The organism is Ferrovibrio sp., from assembly GCF_029255545.1.
Lineage (GTDB): Bacteria > Pseudomonadota > Alphaproteobacteria > Ferrovibrionales > Ferrovibrionaceae > Ferrovibrio.
Window position 1 is genome coordinate 1 of record NZ_JANLJJ010000107.1, and the last position, 14,780, is coordinate 14,780.

General features: G+C 65.1%; 16 protein-coding genes and 1 pseudogene. 5 read left to right on the forward strand and 12 right to left on the reverse strand.

Translation table 11 applies throughout. The features are described from left to right. Together Q1J79_RS19900 and Q1J79_RS19905 are read left to right on the forward strand one after the other, a co-directional pair. The coding region (locus Q1J79_RS19900; protein WP_367183034.1) for a folate-binding protein YgfZ at positions 1-621 on the forward strand (621 nt) is incomplete at its 5' end. Positions 622-648: 27 nt separating this feature from the next. After that, positions 649-1,257: a DNA-3-methyladenine glycosylase I gene (locus tag Q1J79_RS19905; protein WP_300304112.1), complete on the forward strand. Its 609-nt coding sequence runs from the start codon at positions 649-651 to the stop codon at positions 1,255-1,257. Positions 1,258-1,277: 20 nt separating this feature from the next. On the opposite strand, the gene Q1J79_RS19910 is transcribed toward Q1J79_RS19905, so the two are convergent. Together Q1J79_RS19910 and Q1J79_RS21140 are read right to left on the reverse strand one after the other, a co-directional pair. Next, positions 1,278-2,423, reverse strand: coding sequence for an acyl-CoA dehydrogenase family protein (locus tag Q1J79_RS19910; protein WP_300304115.1), 1,146 nt, complete (start codon positions 2,421-2,423; stop codon positions 1,278-1,280). A 180-nt stretch (positions 2,424-2,603) separates the two neighbouring features. After that, positions 2,604-3,398: pseudogene (locus Q1J79_RS21140) on the reverse strand (alpha/beta fold hydrolase); the annotation flags it as partial. A gap of 105 nt (positions 3,399-3,503) precedes the next feature. Between Q1J79_RS21140 and Q1J79_RS19920 the strand changes: the two are divergent. Then, positions 3,504-4,250, forward strand: a complete 747-nt coding sequence (locus Q1J79_RS19920) for a helix-turn-helix domain-containing protein (RefSeq protein WP_300304121.1) — start codon at positions 3,504-3,506, stop codon at positions 4,248-4,250. Here Q1J79_RS19920 and Q1J79_RS19925 read toward each other — a convergent pair. Together Q1J79_RS19925 and Q1J79_RS19930 are read right to left on the reverse strand one after the other, a co-directional pair. Further along, positions 4,225-4,824, reverse strand: a complete 600-nt coding sequence (locus Q1J79_RS19925) for a DUF924 family protein (RefSeq protein WP_300304124.1) — start codon at positions 4,822-4,824, stop codon at positions 4,225-4,227. The genes Q1J79_RS19920 and Q1J79_RS19925 overlap by 26 nt on opposite strands. Next, positions 4,796-5,311 (reverse strand): PAS domain-containing protein, encoded by a 516-nt coding sequence (locus tag Q1J79_RS19930; RefSeq protein ID WP_300304127.1) that lies wholly within the window; start codon positions 5,309-5,311, stop codon positions 4,796-4,798. The genes Q1J79_RS19925 and Q1J79_RS19930 overlap by 29 nt, the downstream gene beginning before the upstream one ends. Before the next feature lie 98 nt (positions 5,312-5,409). Between Q1J79_RS19930 and Q1J79_RS19935 the strand changes: the two genes are divergently transcribed. After that, the gene (locus tag Q1J79_RS19935) at positions 5,410-6,162 is read left to right on the forward strand and encodes an SDR family NAD(P)-dependent oxidoreductase (RefSeq protein WP_300304130.1); all 753 of its coding nucleotides are present in this window, start codon (positions 5,410-5,412) and stop codon (positions 6,160-6,162) included. Between the two features lie 51 nt (positions 6,163-6,213). Then, entirely contained in the window at positions 6,214-6,546 is a 333-nt protein-coding gene (gene hspQ, locus Q1J79_RS19940; RefSeq protein WP_300304133.1) for a heat shock protein HspQ, read from the forward strand. Between the two features lie 17 nt (positions 6,547-6,563). Here hspQ and Q1J79_RS19945 read toward each other — a convergent pair whose 3' ends face one another. From Q1J79_RS19945 to cysG, 8 genes are all read right to left on the reverse strand, one after another. Further along, positions 6,564-7,334 carry a sulfite exporter TauE/SafE family protein gene (locus Q1J79_RS19945; RefSeq protein ID WP_300304136.1) on the reverse strand — a complete coding sequence of 257 codons (771 nt, stop codon included), beginning with the start codon at positions 7,332-7,334 and terminating at the stop codon, positions 6,564-6,566. Between the two features lie 40 nt (positions 7,335-7,374). After that, complete coding sequence (cysC, locus tag Q1J79_RS19950; protein WP_300304139.1) at positions 7,375-9,261, reverse strand: adenylyl-sulfate kinase; 1,887 nt, start codon at positions 9,259-9,261, stop codon at positions 7,375-7,377. Positions 9,262-9,271: 10 nt separating this feature from the next. Then, on the reverse strand, positions 9,272-10,072 hold the full coding sequence (gene cysD, locus Q1J79_RS19955) for a sulfate adenylyltransferase subunit CysD (protein WP_300304142.1): 801 nt from the start codon (positions 10,070-10,072) through the stop codon (positions 9,272-9,274). 20 nt (positions 10,073-10,092) lie between these two features. After that, positions 10,093-10,842 carry a phosphoadenylyl-sulfate reductase gene (locus Q1J79_RS19960; protein WP_300304145.1) on the reverse strand — a complete coding sequence of 250 codons (750 nt, stop codon included), beginning with the start codon at positions 10,840-10,842 and terminating at the stop codon, positions 10,093-10,095. Continuing rightward, complete coding sequence (locus Q1J79_RS19965; RefSeq protein ID WP_300304147.1) at positions 10,839-11,357, reverse strand: DUF934 domain-containing protein; 519 nt, start codon at positions 11,355-11,357, stop codon at positions 10,839-10,841. The genes Q1J79_RS19960 and Q1J79_RS19965 overlap by 4 nt, the downstream gene beginning before the upstream one ends. Then, positions 11,344-13,005, reverse strand: coding sequence for a nitrite/sulfite reductase (locus Q1J79_RS19970; RefSeq protein ID WP_300304150.1), 1,662 nt, complete (start codon positions 13,003-13,005; stop codon positions 11,344-11,346). Before Q1J79_RS19970 ends, Q1J79_RS19965 begins: the two co-directional genes overlap by 14 nt. A gap of 10 nt (positions 13,006-13,015) precedes the next feature. Further along, the gene (locus tag Q1J79_RS19975; RefSeq protein WP_300304153.1) at positions 13,016-13,330 is read right to left on the reverse strand and encodes a DUF2849 domain-containing protein; all 315 of its coding nucleotides are present in this window, start codon (positions 13,328-13,330) and stop codon (positions 13,016-13,018) included. An 11-nt stretch (positions 13,331-13,341) separates the two neighbouring features. Then, positions 13,342-14,780, reverse strand: a 1,439-nt coding sequence (gene cysG, locus Q1J79_RS19980) for a siroheme synthase CysG (RefSeq protein WP_367183036.1), incomplete at its 5' end; no start/stop codon positions are given.

Genomic DNA, 14,780 nt, shown 5'->3' on the forward strand with positions numbered 1-14,780 from the left:
ACGCTGTATCGCCTGCGGGCGAAAGTGGCGATCGAGGACCGGGATTGGCATGGTTGTGCGCTGTGGGGTGGCGCCGTGGCGCCGGCCGTACCGGCGGACGGCCTGCTGTTCGCCGATCCCCGCCTGCTCGCGATGGGCTGGCGGTTGTGGTTGTCGCCTGGCGCAGGCATCGACTTGCCGCTGGCCGATGCTGCCGCCTATGAAGCGCACCGCCTGGCGCTGGGTGTGCCCGATGGCGTCCGCGATATCGAGATCGAAAAGGGCATCCTGCTGGAAAACCATTTCGAGGCCCTGCACGGCGTCGATTTCAAAAAGGGCTGCTATATCGGCCAGGAGCTGACGGCGCGCACCAAGTATCGCGGCCTGGTGAAAAAGCAGCTGCATGTGGTGGAGACGGAGGCGGGGGCGGTCCTGCCGCCGGCCGGCACGTTGATCACGCTGGATGGCGCGGAAGTCGGCGAAATGCGCTCCTCGCTGAACGGCACGGGCCTGGCCCTGCTGCGGCTGGAGGCGGTGGCCAAGGCCGAATCGGATGGCAAGAAGCTGGAAGCCGGCGGCCTTGCGCTGCGCGTGCGGCGCCCCGATTATGCCGGTCCGCCGCCGGACGGCGGCAAGGTATAATTCAGAACACGGTCAGCGGGGCGCGGCATGGTGAAATCTCTTCCTTCCGGCGAGGATGGCCTGTGCCGCTGCGGCTGGTGCGGCAGCGACCCACTTTACATGCATTACCACGACACCGAATGGGGCGTGCCGGAATATGACGACCGCGCGCTGTTCGAGAAACTGATCCTTGACGGTTTCCAGGCTGGCCTGTCCTGGATCACCATCCTGCGCAAGCGCGACAATTTCCGCAAAGCCTTCGATGGCTTCCAGCCTGAGAAGATCGCCCGCTACACGCCAAAAAAGCTGGATGCCCTGATGCAGGATGCCGGCATCGTGCGCAACAAGGCCAAGATCGAGGGCAGCGTGCTGAATGCGCGCGGCTGGCTGCAGATCATGGAAAAGGAAGACGGCTTTTCCAATTATCTGTGGAACTACCTCGACGGCAAACCGAAGCAGAATGCCTGGACCAGCCTGAAACAGGTGCCGGCCGAAACCACCGTCAGCCAGGCGATCTCGAAGGATCTGCGCAAACGCGGCTTCACCTTCGTCGGTCCCACCATCGTCTATGCCTTCATGCAGGCGGTGGGCATGGTCAATGACCACATTGTCGACTGCCACCGCCATACGGCGGTGAAGAAGCTGAAGCGCCGCTAGGCGCTTCAGCTTATCTCACGTCAGGCCGCGCGGCCGTCGGCGTCCAGCCCCAGGGCCAGCCGTCCGGCCAGCCGCTGCTGCGACAGGGCGGTCAGCGGGTGATAGCGGGCAGCCTGCAGGTCGCGGAACAGCCGTTCCGCGCTGTTCACCCGATAGAAGGCACTGCCACCGGCGGCATCCAGCGCCAGATTGCCCAGGGCCAGCAGGCTGTCGGTCATGGTCCGCTTCAGGGTCATCATCCTGGCCGAGGTTTCCGGGCCGGGCGTGGCATGGTCGGCGATGTCCACCATCTTCTCATGGGCCGCCATGGCCGCCGCTAATGCGGCTTCCATCGCGCCGACCTGCAGCTGCGCATCGCCCTCCAGCCGGCGCTTCGAGGCGAGCGCGACGGCCTCGTCGCGCAGCCGCTCGCCCACGCCACGATACACGCTGTAGATCAGCGGGAAGGCGATCATGGTCACCAGGTGGAAGAAGGGATGCCAGACGCCGGCCGGGCGCTTCACCGCGATGGCGGCTTCCGGCACGAAAACTTTGTCCAGCACCACGTCCTGCGAGCCGCTGGCGCGCATGCCCAGCGTGCGCCAGGTCTGCTCGATGCGCACGCCTTCGGCCTTCATCGACACACCGGCATGCAGCACGGTATCGCCATGGATGGCCATGGTCATCAGCAGGTCGCCGGCTTCGGCGCCGCTGACGAAGCGCTTGCGCGCCGAGATGCGATAGCCGCCCTCGACGGCTTCGGCGCTGCCCGAACCGTTCAGCCAGTCATTGCCACCGGTGGACAACAGCATCAGATTTTCGCCGGCCACGCGCTTGAGCAGGCCCTCCACCGGCGCCTTCTCGCGGCGCCAACGCCATACATTGGCCATCAGCGGATGCGTGTGCATGGCCAGCGCCAGCGCCGTGCCGCTGCAGTGATGCGCCATTTCGCGCAGCATCTCGCTCATCTCGCGATAGGAGGCATCGCCGCCGCCGAACTCGGCCGGCACACCGGCAGCCAGCAGGCCGGCGGCCTTGATCTCGGCGAAGTTCTCCGCGGCGAAACGATCCTGTGCGTCATAATCGGCGGCGCGACGCGCAAAGCCAGCGGCCAGTGCGCGCATGCGGTCGATCGGGTTGCTGTCCGCTATGGCGGTCTTGCGCGTCTCTGTCAGTGGCGCATTCATGAACTCGACTCCTCCTGAAGGTTCGGTTGGAGGCGACACCATGTCCATGTTCGCGGCCGGCCTAAAGTTCCAATTCGGAACCGTGCGGCGGCGCGTATGGCCATGCATCCCGTCCAGCAGGGCGGCGAGTTCTCCAGCATGCGTGAGTGGAATCATGTGCGCGGCATCCTCAAGACACACCCGTTCGGCCCCGGGCATGACGGTTTCAAGGCGCCTGACGATGTGGCGGACCGGTCCGGGCGATCGGCCGCCGCTGACCAGCAATGTCGGAATCGTGATCGATGCATAATCACGCAGGCGCGTTGCCTCGGCAAAAACGGCATGGATATCCTGGGCGATCACACCGGTCATGTCGGCCATCGCCTGCTGCATCGGCGGCGGCAGGGCGGCCCATCTGCCGGCGCCGTTCCAGTAATCCATGAAGAAGGCCATGGCGCCGTGCCGGGCCTGTTCACTGCCTGCTGTGGCGCCGCCGCGCACGACCTGCGCCAGATGCGCGGCCTCGGCGAACAGATGATCGGCGTCCGGACCATCGTCGCGCAGCAGAAAAAACGCCGATGGTTCGATCAGCGTCAGGGTGCGAACCCGTTCCGGCAGCAGGGCGGCAAATCGCAGGGCGACCGCACCGCCGAAGGAATGTCCGACCAGGTCAACCGGTTCGCCCACGCGGGCCAGTGCTTTTGCAACCAGGCGCACATGATCTTGCAGGGTAACCGGCCGGCGATACGGCCATGGCCCGGTCTGGCCGCAGCCAAACAACTCCGGGCACAGGATGCGCCGCCGGCGCCCGGAGATGGCAGGCCAGGCTTTGCTCACCTTGTCCCAGTGGCTGCGATTGGTGCCCGAGCAATGCAGCAAAGCAGCAGGGCGTCCATGGCCGGCATCGCCGCATCCGATCGGAAAACCCGCCGGAAGAACAGTATCGATTTGTGGTTTATGTGAGAGCGGCGATTGCTCCGTACGCGGTTCGCTCATGCGGCACTCCAGCAGTTGCGGCGCGCAAGATGACGTCCGCCTGAAGGCGGCGGTAGTTTCAAATTGGAACTAGGCGGATTTGCATTGCCGGGATAAAAAAACCGGATGGCGACTCGATATGGCTCGTTCTGCCCGGTAGCCAAGGCAGCAGAAGTGATCACCGGACGCTGGACGCCGCTGATCCTTTACGAACTCATGCGCGGCAGCGAACGCTTCAGCGATATCCAGAACGGGGTGCCGCTGATGGCGCGCAGCCTGCTGGCCCGTCGCCTGCGCGAGATGGAGCAGGACGGCCTGATTCTCCGCATCCGCGCCGAGGGCCAGCGTGGCCATGTCTATCGTCTCACGCCGGCCGGAGACGCGTTGCGGCCGCTGATCGATCTGCTGGGCTATTGGGGCACCGACTGGCGCGTACCCTACATCGACGCGGAAGATCGCAATGTCACCCATCTGATGTGGTCGATGCGCAATGCGCTGCTTGGCGATGGATCGCGCGGCTGCGACATGGTGTTTCATTTCCGATTCCGCAACGTGCCCAGCCGCGATCACAAGCTGCGGCAATGGTGGATGATCCTGCGGGATGGCGAGGTCGATCTCTGCTACACCGACATGGGATTCGAGGTTGATCTCACTATCGATGCCGACCTGCTGGAATTCTTTCGTGTGGTGCACGGCCTCAAAAGTCTGCGGCAGGCGCGGCGTGCCGGCGAGGTGGAGATCAGCGGCAGCGGCGATGCCCTCGATTACTTCATGGAGCGTTTCGGAATCGCCGAACCGCCCCAGCCGCATTTCGCCACGGTTTCGGATCTCGTGCCGCCGGAATCGGTCAGAACGACGATCCAGGCTGCCTGAGAAATTCGTTTTCCTCCGGCGTGCTGTCACGGCCCAGCGCCGCGTTGCGGTGCGGGAAGCGGCCGAAACGCGCGATGATGGCGCGATGCCGTTCGGCATAGTCCAGGATACCGTGGCCGGGCAGGTCCTTCTCCAGCGCGGCAAATAGCAGACAGCTGAAATCCTGGTCGTCCGGCGCCTCGCTGTGCTCGAACGGCATGTAGACGAATTGCCGCATCACCGGCGGCAGGCCGATATCGAAGCCGCGATCGGTCATCTGCCGCGCAATGCTCAGTGCGCGGGCGTCACCAGCAAAGGCCTTTGCCGTGCCGCGATGCAGGTTGCGCGGGAACTGGTCGAGCAGGATGATCAGTGCCAGCGCACTTTCGGCCTGCTCGGCCCAGCCGGCATAATCGCCGGCCAGGGCACGCTCCACCGCGGCGTCAAACCGCTGGCGGATAGCTTCGTCGAAAGCCAGGTTCTTCTCCCACCAGGCCTGGCGCGGTCTTAAGGCTTCCGCGCCACCACGGTCGAACCAGAAATCCAGCACGTCGGCGGCGGTGATATCAGAGGGTGCTGCGGTATCGTTGCTCATTGCCCAGGTTTTCCCATAACCAGTAGCCGATCAGATGGCGCGGCTGGTCCTGATCGTCCAGCAGGGGAGCAATGATGCGCTGGAATACGGCAAATTCGTGATTGGGCAGGGGTGTGGCGCGGCGCACGTAGGCTGGTTCGCCGCTGGCGAGGATGGCGGCATATTCCGCCTGCAGGGCGGCGACGGTATCCGGCGCGTGCACTTCGTCGAAATAGCAGCCGCTCAGATTGCGCTGGACCGCTTGCATGTGGTTGTCGCCCAGCAGGCGGTAGCGGATGCGGATGGCGCCGCCGGTCTGCGGCAGCCAGTCGAAGATGCCGATGCCGGGCAGCAGCCCCCGCGGCATATCCAGTGGGTCGATCTCGCGACGTCGCGGCAGCCGGCCCACGCGCTGCCGCAGCCCTTGCCAGTATTCGAGGAACCGGGCCAGTGACTCAGGTAGCCTTTCAGGCCAGACCGTTTCGATATTGTGTTCTGCGATGTTCATGCATCCCCTGGTCCCAGACTACGGGGGGTTGATGAAACTGCAAAGACTGTCGTTATGGCATCCGGGTCTGCTACCCTGAAAGTGAACAGGGAGGCGATATGAACACCATCGATCTGAAGGATCGGCGTGGCGTGGTCACCGGCGGGGCGCAGGGCATCGGCCGTGCCGTCGCCGAGCGCCTGCTGCGCTCGGGCGCATCGGTCGCGATCTGGGATCGCGATGCCGCGCTGGCCGGCAGGGTGGCCGGTGAACTGGCCAGGCTGGGCCGCGTCGAGGCGGTGGCCGCCGATGTCACCGACTGGGCCAGCGTGGAGCAGGCCACGGCACAGACCAGAACGGCCCTGGGCGGCATCGACCTGCTGGTCAACAATGCCGGCATCGCCGGGCCGAACGCGCCGCTGGACCAGTATCCGCTGGCCGATTGGAACCAGGTGATCGCCATCGACCTGACCGGGGTGTTCCATTGCTGCCGCGCCGTGGTGCCGCAAATGAAGGCGGCCGGTTATGGCCGGATCGTCAATGTCGCCTCGATCGCCGGCAAGGAGGGCAACCCCAGCGCCTCGGCCTATTCGGCGGCCAAGGCCGGCGTGATCGCGCTGACCAAGTCGCTGGGCAAGGAGCTGGCCGGGCTGGATATCGCCGTCAACTGCATCACCCCGGCGGCGGCAAAAACCGCGATTTTCGACCAGATGACGCAGGCCCATATCGATTATATGCTGTCCAAGATTCCACGCGGCCGTTTCGTCGCCGTTGACGAGATCGCCGCCATGGTGGCCTGGCTGCTGTCGGCGGAGAATTCCTTCACCACCGGTGCGGTGTTCGACCTGAGCGGCGGTCGCGCCACCTACTGAGTGGATTGCCTTTTTTGAGTAAGAATGCCGAGTAAGATTGCGGGGACACGAATGCCCGAAACCCGGGTTGCCAAATTTTCCATCGGAGACGTGGTTCGCCACAAGCTGTTTCCGTTCCGTGGCGTGATCTATGATGTCGATCCGGTGTTCAACAACACCGAGGAATGGTGGCAGTCGATCCCGCCCGATCTGCGGCCGCGCAAGGACCAGCCTTTTTATCATCTGCTGGCCGAGAATGCGCAGTCATCCTATGTCGCCTATGTCTCGGAGCAGAATCTGCTGCCCGATTCCGAAGCCGGCCCGGTGAACCATCCCGACATCGGCAAATACTTCGCCGGCTTTCGCGATGGCCGCTATCACTGGCGCGCCGCGCCGCGGATGTAATCGCCGCGCCTGTCGTACTACAGCAGCCGCCCGATCAGCGCGATCAGAGCCGGCATGTTGAGGCCGATCAGCACCAGGCCGACGGCGCCGGCGATCAGCCGGCCAGGCAGCTTGTTGACCAGGAAGGCCGCGACCGGCGCGGCCAGCAGCGCGCCCACCATGATGGCGAGCGCCGTGCTGCCGATGGTGGTGAGCGTGGCCGCGCCGAGCCAGAAGGAAAACACCGCCGCCTGTACGGCCGCCACCACCGGCTCCGCCGTATTGGCCGAACCGACCGCCTTGCGCGGATCGCGGCCCTGCATGATCAGGCTGGTGGTGACGATCGGTCCCCAGCCGCCGCCGAAGGAATCGAACAGGCCGCCCAGCAGGCCGACGGTGCCGGGCCGGCCTTTTGGCGTTTCGAAGGCAACAGGATCGCGACGCCAGCGCAGGGCGCGCAGGATCACCACGATACCCATCAACCCGAGATACAAGGCGGCCAGCGGGCGGATCACGTTGAGCGGCAGCAACGCGATCACGCTGGCGCCGACGATGCCGCCAACGATGCCGGGCAGGATCAGGCGGCGGCAGACCGCCCAGTCGATATTGCCGAATTTCCAGTGCGAGAGGGCCGAGGCGATGCCGGTAGGGATCTTGGTGACATGCACGGCGGCGCTGGCCACGGCCGGCGGCAGTCCGGTCGCGACCAGCACGCTGCTGGCGATCACGCCATAGCCCATGCCGATGGCACCATCGATAAGCTGCGCGGCAAAGCCGACAGCGGCAAAAAGCGCCAGGTCGATATCCACGCTGCCTCCTGGTTACGGTAACGCCTGAACCGGGGAGAAGTTACGCGGCAAAGCTGCGCAAGGCGTAGTCTACCAGAGTCTCGACCGTTTCCGACAGAGGATGACGGTTGGTGTCGAGTATCAACCGTGCGGCGCGTGGTGCCTCGTAAGGCGCTGAGATGCCCGTGAATCCGGCAATTTCCCCGGCCCGTGCGCGTTTATACAGGCCTTTGGGATCGCGGGATTCGCAGGTCGCAAGATCCGCCTGTACGAAAATTTCATGGAAATCCGCACCAATGATCGTACGCGCATGATCGCGCTGCTGTTGCAGCGGGCTGATCGCGGAAACCAGAACGATCTGGCCGTTTTCCGCCATCAGCTTCGCCACCTCGGCAATGCGGCGGAGATTCTCGGCGCGATCGGCATCGGAAAAACCGAGATCGCGGTTCAGGCCGTGGCGCAGGTTGTCGCCATCCAGTACGGCGACCTGGCGGCCGCGCGCAAACAGCGCCGATTGCGCCGCCATCGCCAGGGTCGACTTACCCGCCCCGGACAGGCCGGTGAGCCACAGTACGCCGCCGCGATGGCCGTTCACGGCGACGCGATCCCGAGCAGTGACGCTGGAATCCACCGCCACGATGGCATGCGCTGCCTGCTGCAGCACCTCCTCGATCACCAGGCCGCCGGCGATCTGCGGGCCGCGGATCAGCACGCCACGCCCGGTGCGCGGCTGGCTGTCATAAAGATCGAGTGCCAGCGGCCGGCGCGAACGCAGGATGACACGCGCCACGCCGTTGCGCTCGATCTGCGTGGCATCAGCGCTGCTCAGGGATTCGACATCCAGCGCTTCGGTGATCGCCTCGATCTCGACCTCGCGCTCAGTGGTGCCGACTTTCAGCGTCATGCGGTCGCCGGCTTTCAGCGGCGCCTTGTCCAGCCAGAACAGCCGTACAGCGATGCGGCTGGCCTCGCGCGGCGCCTGATCGGGGTGGCTGGCCAGCACGCCGCGTTCGACGAACACGTCCTCGTCCAGGGTGAAGGCGACGCTGTCGCCGGCAATGGCTTCCTCGCGCGGCTGGTGCCGGCCAGCATTGCCGCGCCAGCTTTCTAGGCTGGCCACCACGGCCTCGCGGCCCAGCGGCGCGAAGCGGATGCGCTCACCCACTTTCAGGCGGCCACTTTCGATGCGGCCGACGACCACGCGGCGGTCGTCCAGGCGATAAAGGTCTTGGATGGGCAGGCGCAACGGCTGCTCGATGGGCAAGGCGCGCGCGCTGAAGGCATCCAGTGCGCCGATCAGGGTCGGCCCGCGATACCATGCGGTCTGGGGACTGTGCACGGCGATGTTGTCGCCGGTGCGCGCCGAGACGGGCACCAGGGCCGCAGCCTCGATGCCGATATCGGCCAGGTAATTGCGCACGGATTCGGCCACGGCCTGGAAACGCTGTTCGTCATGGTCGATCAGGTCGATCTTGTTGACCGCCACCGCCACCTGCCGGATGCCCAGCAGATGCAGCAGGTAGGCATGGCGGCGCGTCTGCTCGGCCAGGCCTTGTACGGCATCCACCACCAGGATGGCGGCATCGGCCTGGGCCGCGCCGGTCACCATGTTCTTCAGGAATTCCTTGTGGCCGGGCGCGTCGATGATCACATAACGGCGGCGCTGGGTGGTGAACCAGATCTGCGTGGTGTCCACCGTGATACCCTGGTCGCGTTCGACTTGCAGGGCATCCAGCAGGAACGACCATTCGAAATCCAGGCCGCGCTTTTCCGACACGGCTTTCAGTTGTTCCAGCTTGCCGGCCGGCAGCGAATCCGTGTCATGCAGCAGGCGACCGACCAGGGTGGATTTGCCGTGATCGACATGGCCGACGATCACGATGGGAAAGGCTCGGCCTTTCTGAAGTCCCGGGGCCTTGGGGTGGATGGCCAGATCAATGACGCTCATGGCGCGCTCCTCACATATAACCGGCGACGCGCAGCCGCTCGAAGGCATCTTCCGAATCATGGTCCATGGCGCGGCCGGCGCGTTCCGGTTCGCGGGTCACTTCCAGTTCGGCGATGATCTGCTCGATATTGGCGGCGCGGCTGTCGATCGGGAACGTGATGCCGATCTCGCCCAGCGAGCGAAAGCGCTTGCCGTCGTCATTGGCGAAATACAGTGGTACCACCGGAATCTCCTCGCGCTGGATGTAGCGCCAGATATCCAGTTCGGTCCAGTGCAGCAGCGGATGGATGCGCATATGCACGCCGTCGGGCAGATCGGCGGCGAAGTGGTCCCACAGCTCGGGCGGCTGGTCGCGGAAATCCCAGGCGCCGTCATCGCCGCGCGGGCTGAACACGCGCTCTTTGGCGCGCGTCGCCTGTTCGTCGCGGCGGATGCCGGCGATCACGCCTTTCCACTGGTATTTGGCGATGGCTTCCTTCAGGCCCAGGGTCTTGCGCGCGGCGATGCGCGAATTATGCGGCAGGGTCGGATCGGTGGCTTCCAGCGGCGGGCAGGAATCCTTGATCAGCTCCAGCCCCCATTCCCGGGCATAGCGGTCGCGGAAGGCATAGGTCTCGGGGAATTCCAGCCCGGTATCCAGATGCGCCACCGGAAACGGCACGCGACCGAGGAAGGCCTTCTTGGCCAGCCAGATCATCACGTTGGAATCCTTGCCCAGCGACCATAACATCGCCAGCGGACGGATGCGGCTGTAGGCTTCGCGGAGAATGTAGATGCTCTGGGCTTCGAGCTGGTCGAGATCGTCCTGCATGGTCCTGTTACTCAGCTTTCTCAGTCTTCGCCGCGGCTGCGGAAGGGGGTGAAGGAGGTGGGACGGCCATGAATGCCGCATTCGGTTTTTTCGCTGCCACGCCAGCGGCCGGCGCGGGCGTCTTCACCCTCGGCCACCGGCTGGGTGCAGGGCGCGCAGCCAATCGAAAGATAACCCCGCGCCACCAGCGGATGGCGCGGCAGATCATGGCGGATGAAATAGGCTTCGATCTCCGCCGGGCCCCAGTCGGCCAGCGGATTGAATTTCAGTCGCGCGCCATCGGCTTCCACCAGCGGAATGGCGCTGCGTGTGGTGGCCTGGAAGCGTTTGCGGCCGTTGATCGAGGCGGCGAACGGCTTGAGGCCGCGTTCCAGCGGCTCCACCTTGCGGATGCGGCAGCAGGCGTCGGCGTCGCGGAACCACAGCGTGCCGCCCTCGTCATTGGCGGCCAATGCCCTGGGATCGGGCCGCAGGCTGCGCACATCGCTCAAACCCAGCCGGGCGGTCAGTGCATCGCGATAGGCCAGCGTCTCGTCAAACAGCTTGCCGGTCTCCAGGAACAGCACCGGCGTGGCGGGATCCACCTGCGCCACCAGATGCAGCAGCACGGCGGCCTCGGCCCCGAAGGAAGACACCAGTGCGATCCGGCCGGGGAACAGCTCGGTGACGGCAATGCGCAGGACCTCCTCGGCCGGCTTGCCCTGCAGTCGGGCATCCAGCGCGCGGGCATAATCGCCGATATCCAGCGAAGCGAAAGCCAAAGCGCTCATTCCGCGGCCTCCTGTTTCCTGGTGGCGGCCAGCCGCTGTTTCAAGGCGCTGACGCGGCCATCGCCCGTGGGCTGGTAGACATGGCTGAAGCTGCGCATCGCGGCGGCAAAGGCCTGGGTGGCATCCTCGCGGGCGATCTCGAAGGCATCGAAGCCGCAACGCTGCATATGCCAGAGCTGGTCCTGCAATACATGGCCGGTGGCGCGCAATTCGCCCCCGAAACCAAATCGCTCGCGCAAAAGTCGCGCCTGGCTGTAGGCCCGGCCATCGCTGAATTTCGGAAACTCCAGCACGATCAGGTCGAAGCGACCGGCTTCGGGGCCGAAGTCCAGTACATCCACCGTGTTGGGCAGGCGGATGCCAACCGGTGCATTGCGGCCGACGAGCTGTTCCTTGTCCGCTTGCCAGCGGGCATGGGAGATCAGCGCGGGCCTGTCCTCGGGCAGCGGCGCATCGTCGGCGACGCTGAGCCAGGCATCCTCGCCGACCAGGTTTCCGTCCTTAAGCAGCGGCATAGATGGCCTCCTTGAACGGCTGCAGGCCGACGCGGCGATAGGTGTCGAGGAAACGCTCATCGCTGTTTCTGCGCAGGCGGAGATAGGTTTCCACGAGGCTGTCGATGGCATCCACGGTCTGGGCCGTGTCCAGCGCGGGCCCGAGAATGTCGCCCAAAGCCGCATCCTGGTCGGCCGAGCCACCCAAAGTGAGCTGGTAGAATTCCTCGCCATTCTTGTCGACGCCCAGGATGCCGATATGGCCCACATGGTGATGGCCACAGGCATTGATGCAGCCCGAGATCTTGATCTTCAGTTCGCCGATATCATGCGCGCGCTCCCAGTTCTTGAAGCGCAGGGCAATCTGCTGGGCGATCGGGATCGAGCGGGCATTGGCCAGCGCGCAGTAATCTAGACCCGGGCAGGCGATGATGTCGGAGGCCAGGCCCACATTCGGCGTGGCGAGATCGTATGCCTTCAGGGCCTTGAACAAGGCCGGCAGATCGGACTGTTTCACATGCGGCAGCACCAGATTCTGTTCATGCGTGACGCGGATTTCGCTGAAAGAGTAGCGGTCGGCGAGGTCGGCCACGGCCAACATCTGTTCGGCCTTCATGTCGCCCGGCGGCTCGCCCTCTTTCTTGAGCGAGATGGTGACGATGCTGTAACCCGGCTGCTTGTGCTTGAACGTGTTGCGCCGGGCCCAGAGGCCGAATTCGAAATCGGTGCGGAAGGCATTGGCGTATTCCGGCGCCACGCCACCCAGCAGTGTCTCGAAGGCGGGCGGGGCGAAATGCGCCGCGATCTGGTCGATGGCCTCCTGCGGCAATTTCAGCGCACCGTCGCGGATCGCCTGCCATTCGGCCTCGATCTTATCGCGTATGGTTTCAATGCCGATCTCGTGCACCAGGATCTTGATGCGCGCCTTGTAGATGTTGTCGCGCCGGCCGAACTGGTTGTAGACGCGCAGGATCGCTTCCAGATAGCTCAGCAGGTGCTGCCTGGGTAGGAAATCGCGGATCGTCTTGCCGATGAAGGGCGTGCGGCCCAGGCCACCGCCCACGATCACCTCGAAGCCGGTTTCGCCTGCGGCATTCCTGTGCATGCGCAGGCCGATATCGTGCACCCGCACGGCGGCACGGTCGTTCGGCGAGCCGGTGACGGCGATTTTGAATTTGCGCGGCAGGAAGCTGAATTCGGGGTGGAAGGTCGACCATTGCCGGATGATCTCGCACCAGACGCGCGGATCCTCGATCTCGTCATGGGCGGCGCCTGCGAACTGGTCGGTGGTGGTGTTGCGGATGCAGTTGCCGCTGGTCTGAATCGCATGCATCTGCACCTTGGCCAGATCGGCCAGCGCATCGGCGGCGTCTTCCAGCCTGATCCAGTTGTATTGCAGGTTCTGCCGCGTGGTGAAATGGCCCCAGCCGCGGTCGTATTTGCAGCCGATCTGCGCCAGCGCCCGCAATTGCCGCGACGACAGCGTGCCATAGGGAATGGCAATGCGCAGCATGTAGGCATGCAGTTGCAGATACAGGCCGTTCTGCAGGCGTAGCGGCTTGAATTCGTCTTCGCTGATCGCGCCGTTCAGGCGTCGCGCCACCTGGTCGCGGAACTGCGCCACGCGTTCGTCCACAAGGGTCTGGTCGATCTGGTCATACTGGTACATGGGCAAATCCTTAAGCTACGCCGCCGGCCGCTTTTTCGGTGGTCGGCCCGGCGGCGCGGATGCGCTCGCGGAATTGGATCGGCCAGGGGAGCGTCGTGCCGGCATCCACCGGCACCAGATACGGCGCCACCACGATGTTGCGGGCCGCCTGTGCCTCAGCTTCGGCCAGCCATGCGGCGGCGGCCTCGGCATTCGGCGCTACGAAGGCCGCGGCGATGTCGCGGCTCCAGTCGTTGCGGACGGTCAGATAGACCACGTCGCCGCTGGTCAGGTGGTTGGCGGTGACGATATGCGCCTGGTCTTTCAGTTTGGGGGCTTTGGCCATGGGGCTGGTCCTTATGCGCGGCGCTGCTGCGGCAGGGCGGAGATTTGTGCGGCTGCGGCCACTGCGCCGATCACCAGCAATACCGGGCCGTTTCCATGCTGTGCAGCCAATGCCGGCAAGGCATGAAGCGGTCCGGCGCTCACCTGCTGGTCGGGCCGCGTGCCATTCTCGATCAGCGCGACGGGCAGTGCGGGCGACGTGCCGGCATGCAGCAGGCGGTCGCGGATATCCGCCGCCTGGCTCAGGCCCATATAGACTACGACGGTTTCGCCCGCGCGGGCCCGCTCCGCCCACTGGATGGCGTCTTTGCCGTCTTTCAGATGGCCGCTCACCAGCGTCACGCCATGGCTCAGGTCGCGATGGGTCAGCGGTATGCCGGCGGCGGCCGCGCAGCCGAGCGCCGCCGTGATGCCCGGTACCACCTGCACGGCGATGCCGCGTGCCTGCAGGTATTCCATTTCCTCGCCGCCACGACCGAAGATGAAGGGGTCGCCGGCCTTCAGCCGCACGACGCGTTTGCCTCGGCCGGCCAGTTCGGCCATCAGGGCGTTAATCCGATCCTGGCTCAGACGATGGCGGCCCTTGCGCTTGCCCACCGCGATGCGCTCGGCATCGCGGCGCACACGATCCAGTACGGCCGGCGCCACTAGGTCGTCGAACAGCACCACATCGGCCTGGCTCATCGCCTGCTGGGCCTTCAGGGTCAGCAGGTCGGGATCGCCCGGCCCGGCGCCCACCAATGCTACGCTGCCCTCGATGTCAGCCTGCGGCGCATTGAGCTGGGCCAACAGCGCGCTGCGTGCGCCGCTCACATCACCGGCCAATGCCTTCTGCGCCACGGCGCCGTCAAACACATTTTCCCAGAAACGTTTGCGCAGATGGGGCTCGCGGATCACGCGCGCCACGCTGCTGCGGAAATCGCCGGCCAGGGCGGCCAGGTCGCCCAGACGCGCCGGTAGCAGCGCCTCGATCTGGGCGCGGATGCGGCCCAGCAGCAACGGCGCGGTGCCGTTCGATGCAATGCCGATGGTGATGTCGCCGCGTTCGACGATGGCGGGCACGAGAAAATCGGAAAGGTCGGCGCGATCCACCACGTTCACAAGAATACCACGCGCCCGCGCTGCTTCGGCCAGGGCAAGGTTCTGGGACTCGTCCTCGGCCGCGCCGATGACGAGCCGCATGCCATCGAGCAGGGTGGGGGAGAAGGACGCTGCCTGATGCCGCACGCGACCGGCGGCGGCGTGGCCGGCGATCTCGTCGTTGATGTCGGGGGCGGCGACTGTGACCACCGCACCGGCTTTCAGCAGCAGGCGGATCTTGCGCGCGGCATTTTCGCCGCCGCCCAGCACCAGCACGGACCGACCTTCCAGCACCAGGAAACTCGGGAATGTCTGCATGGCGCACCCCTCTTCGTGGCGCAGAACCGATGCGGCATGATATTTAACAGTCA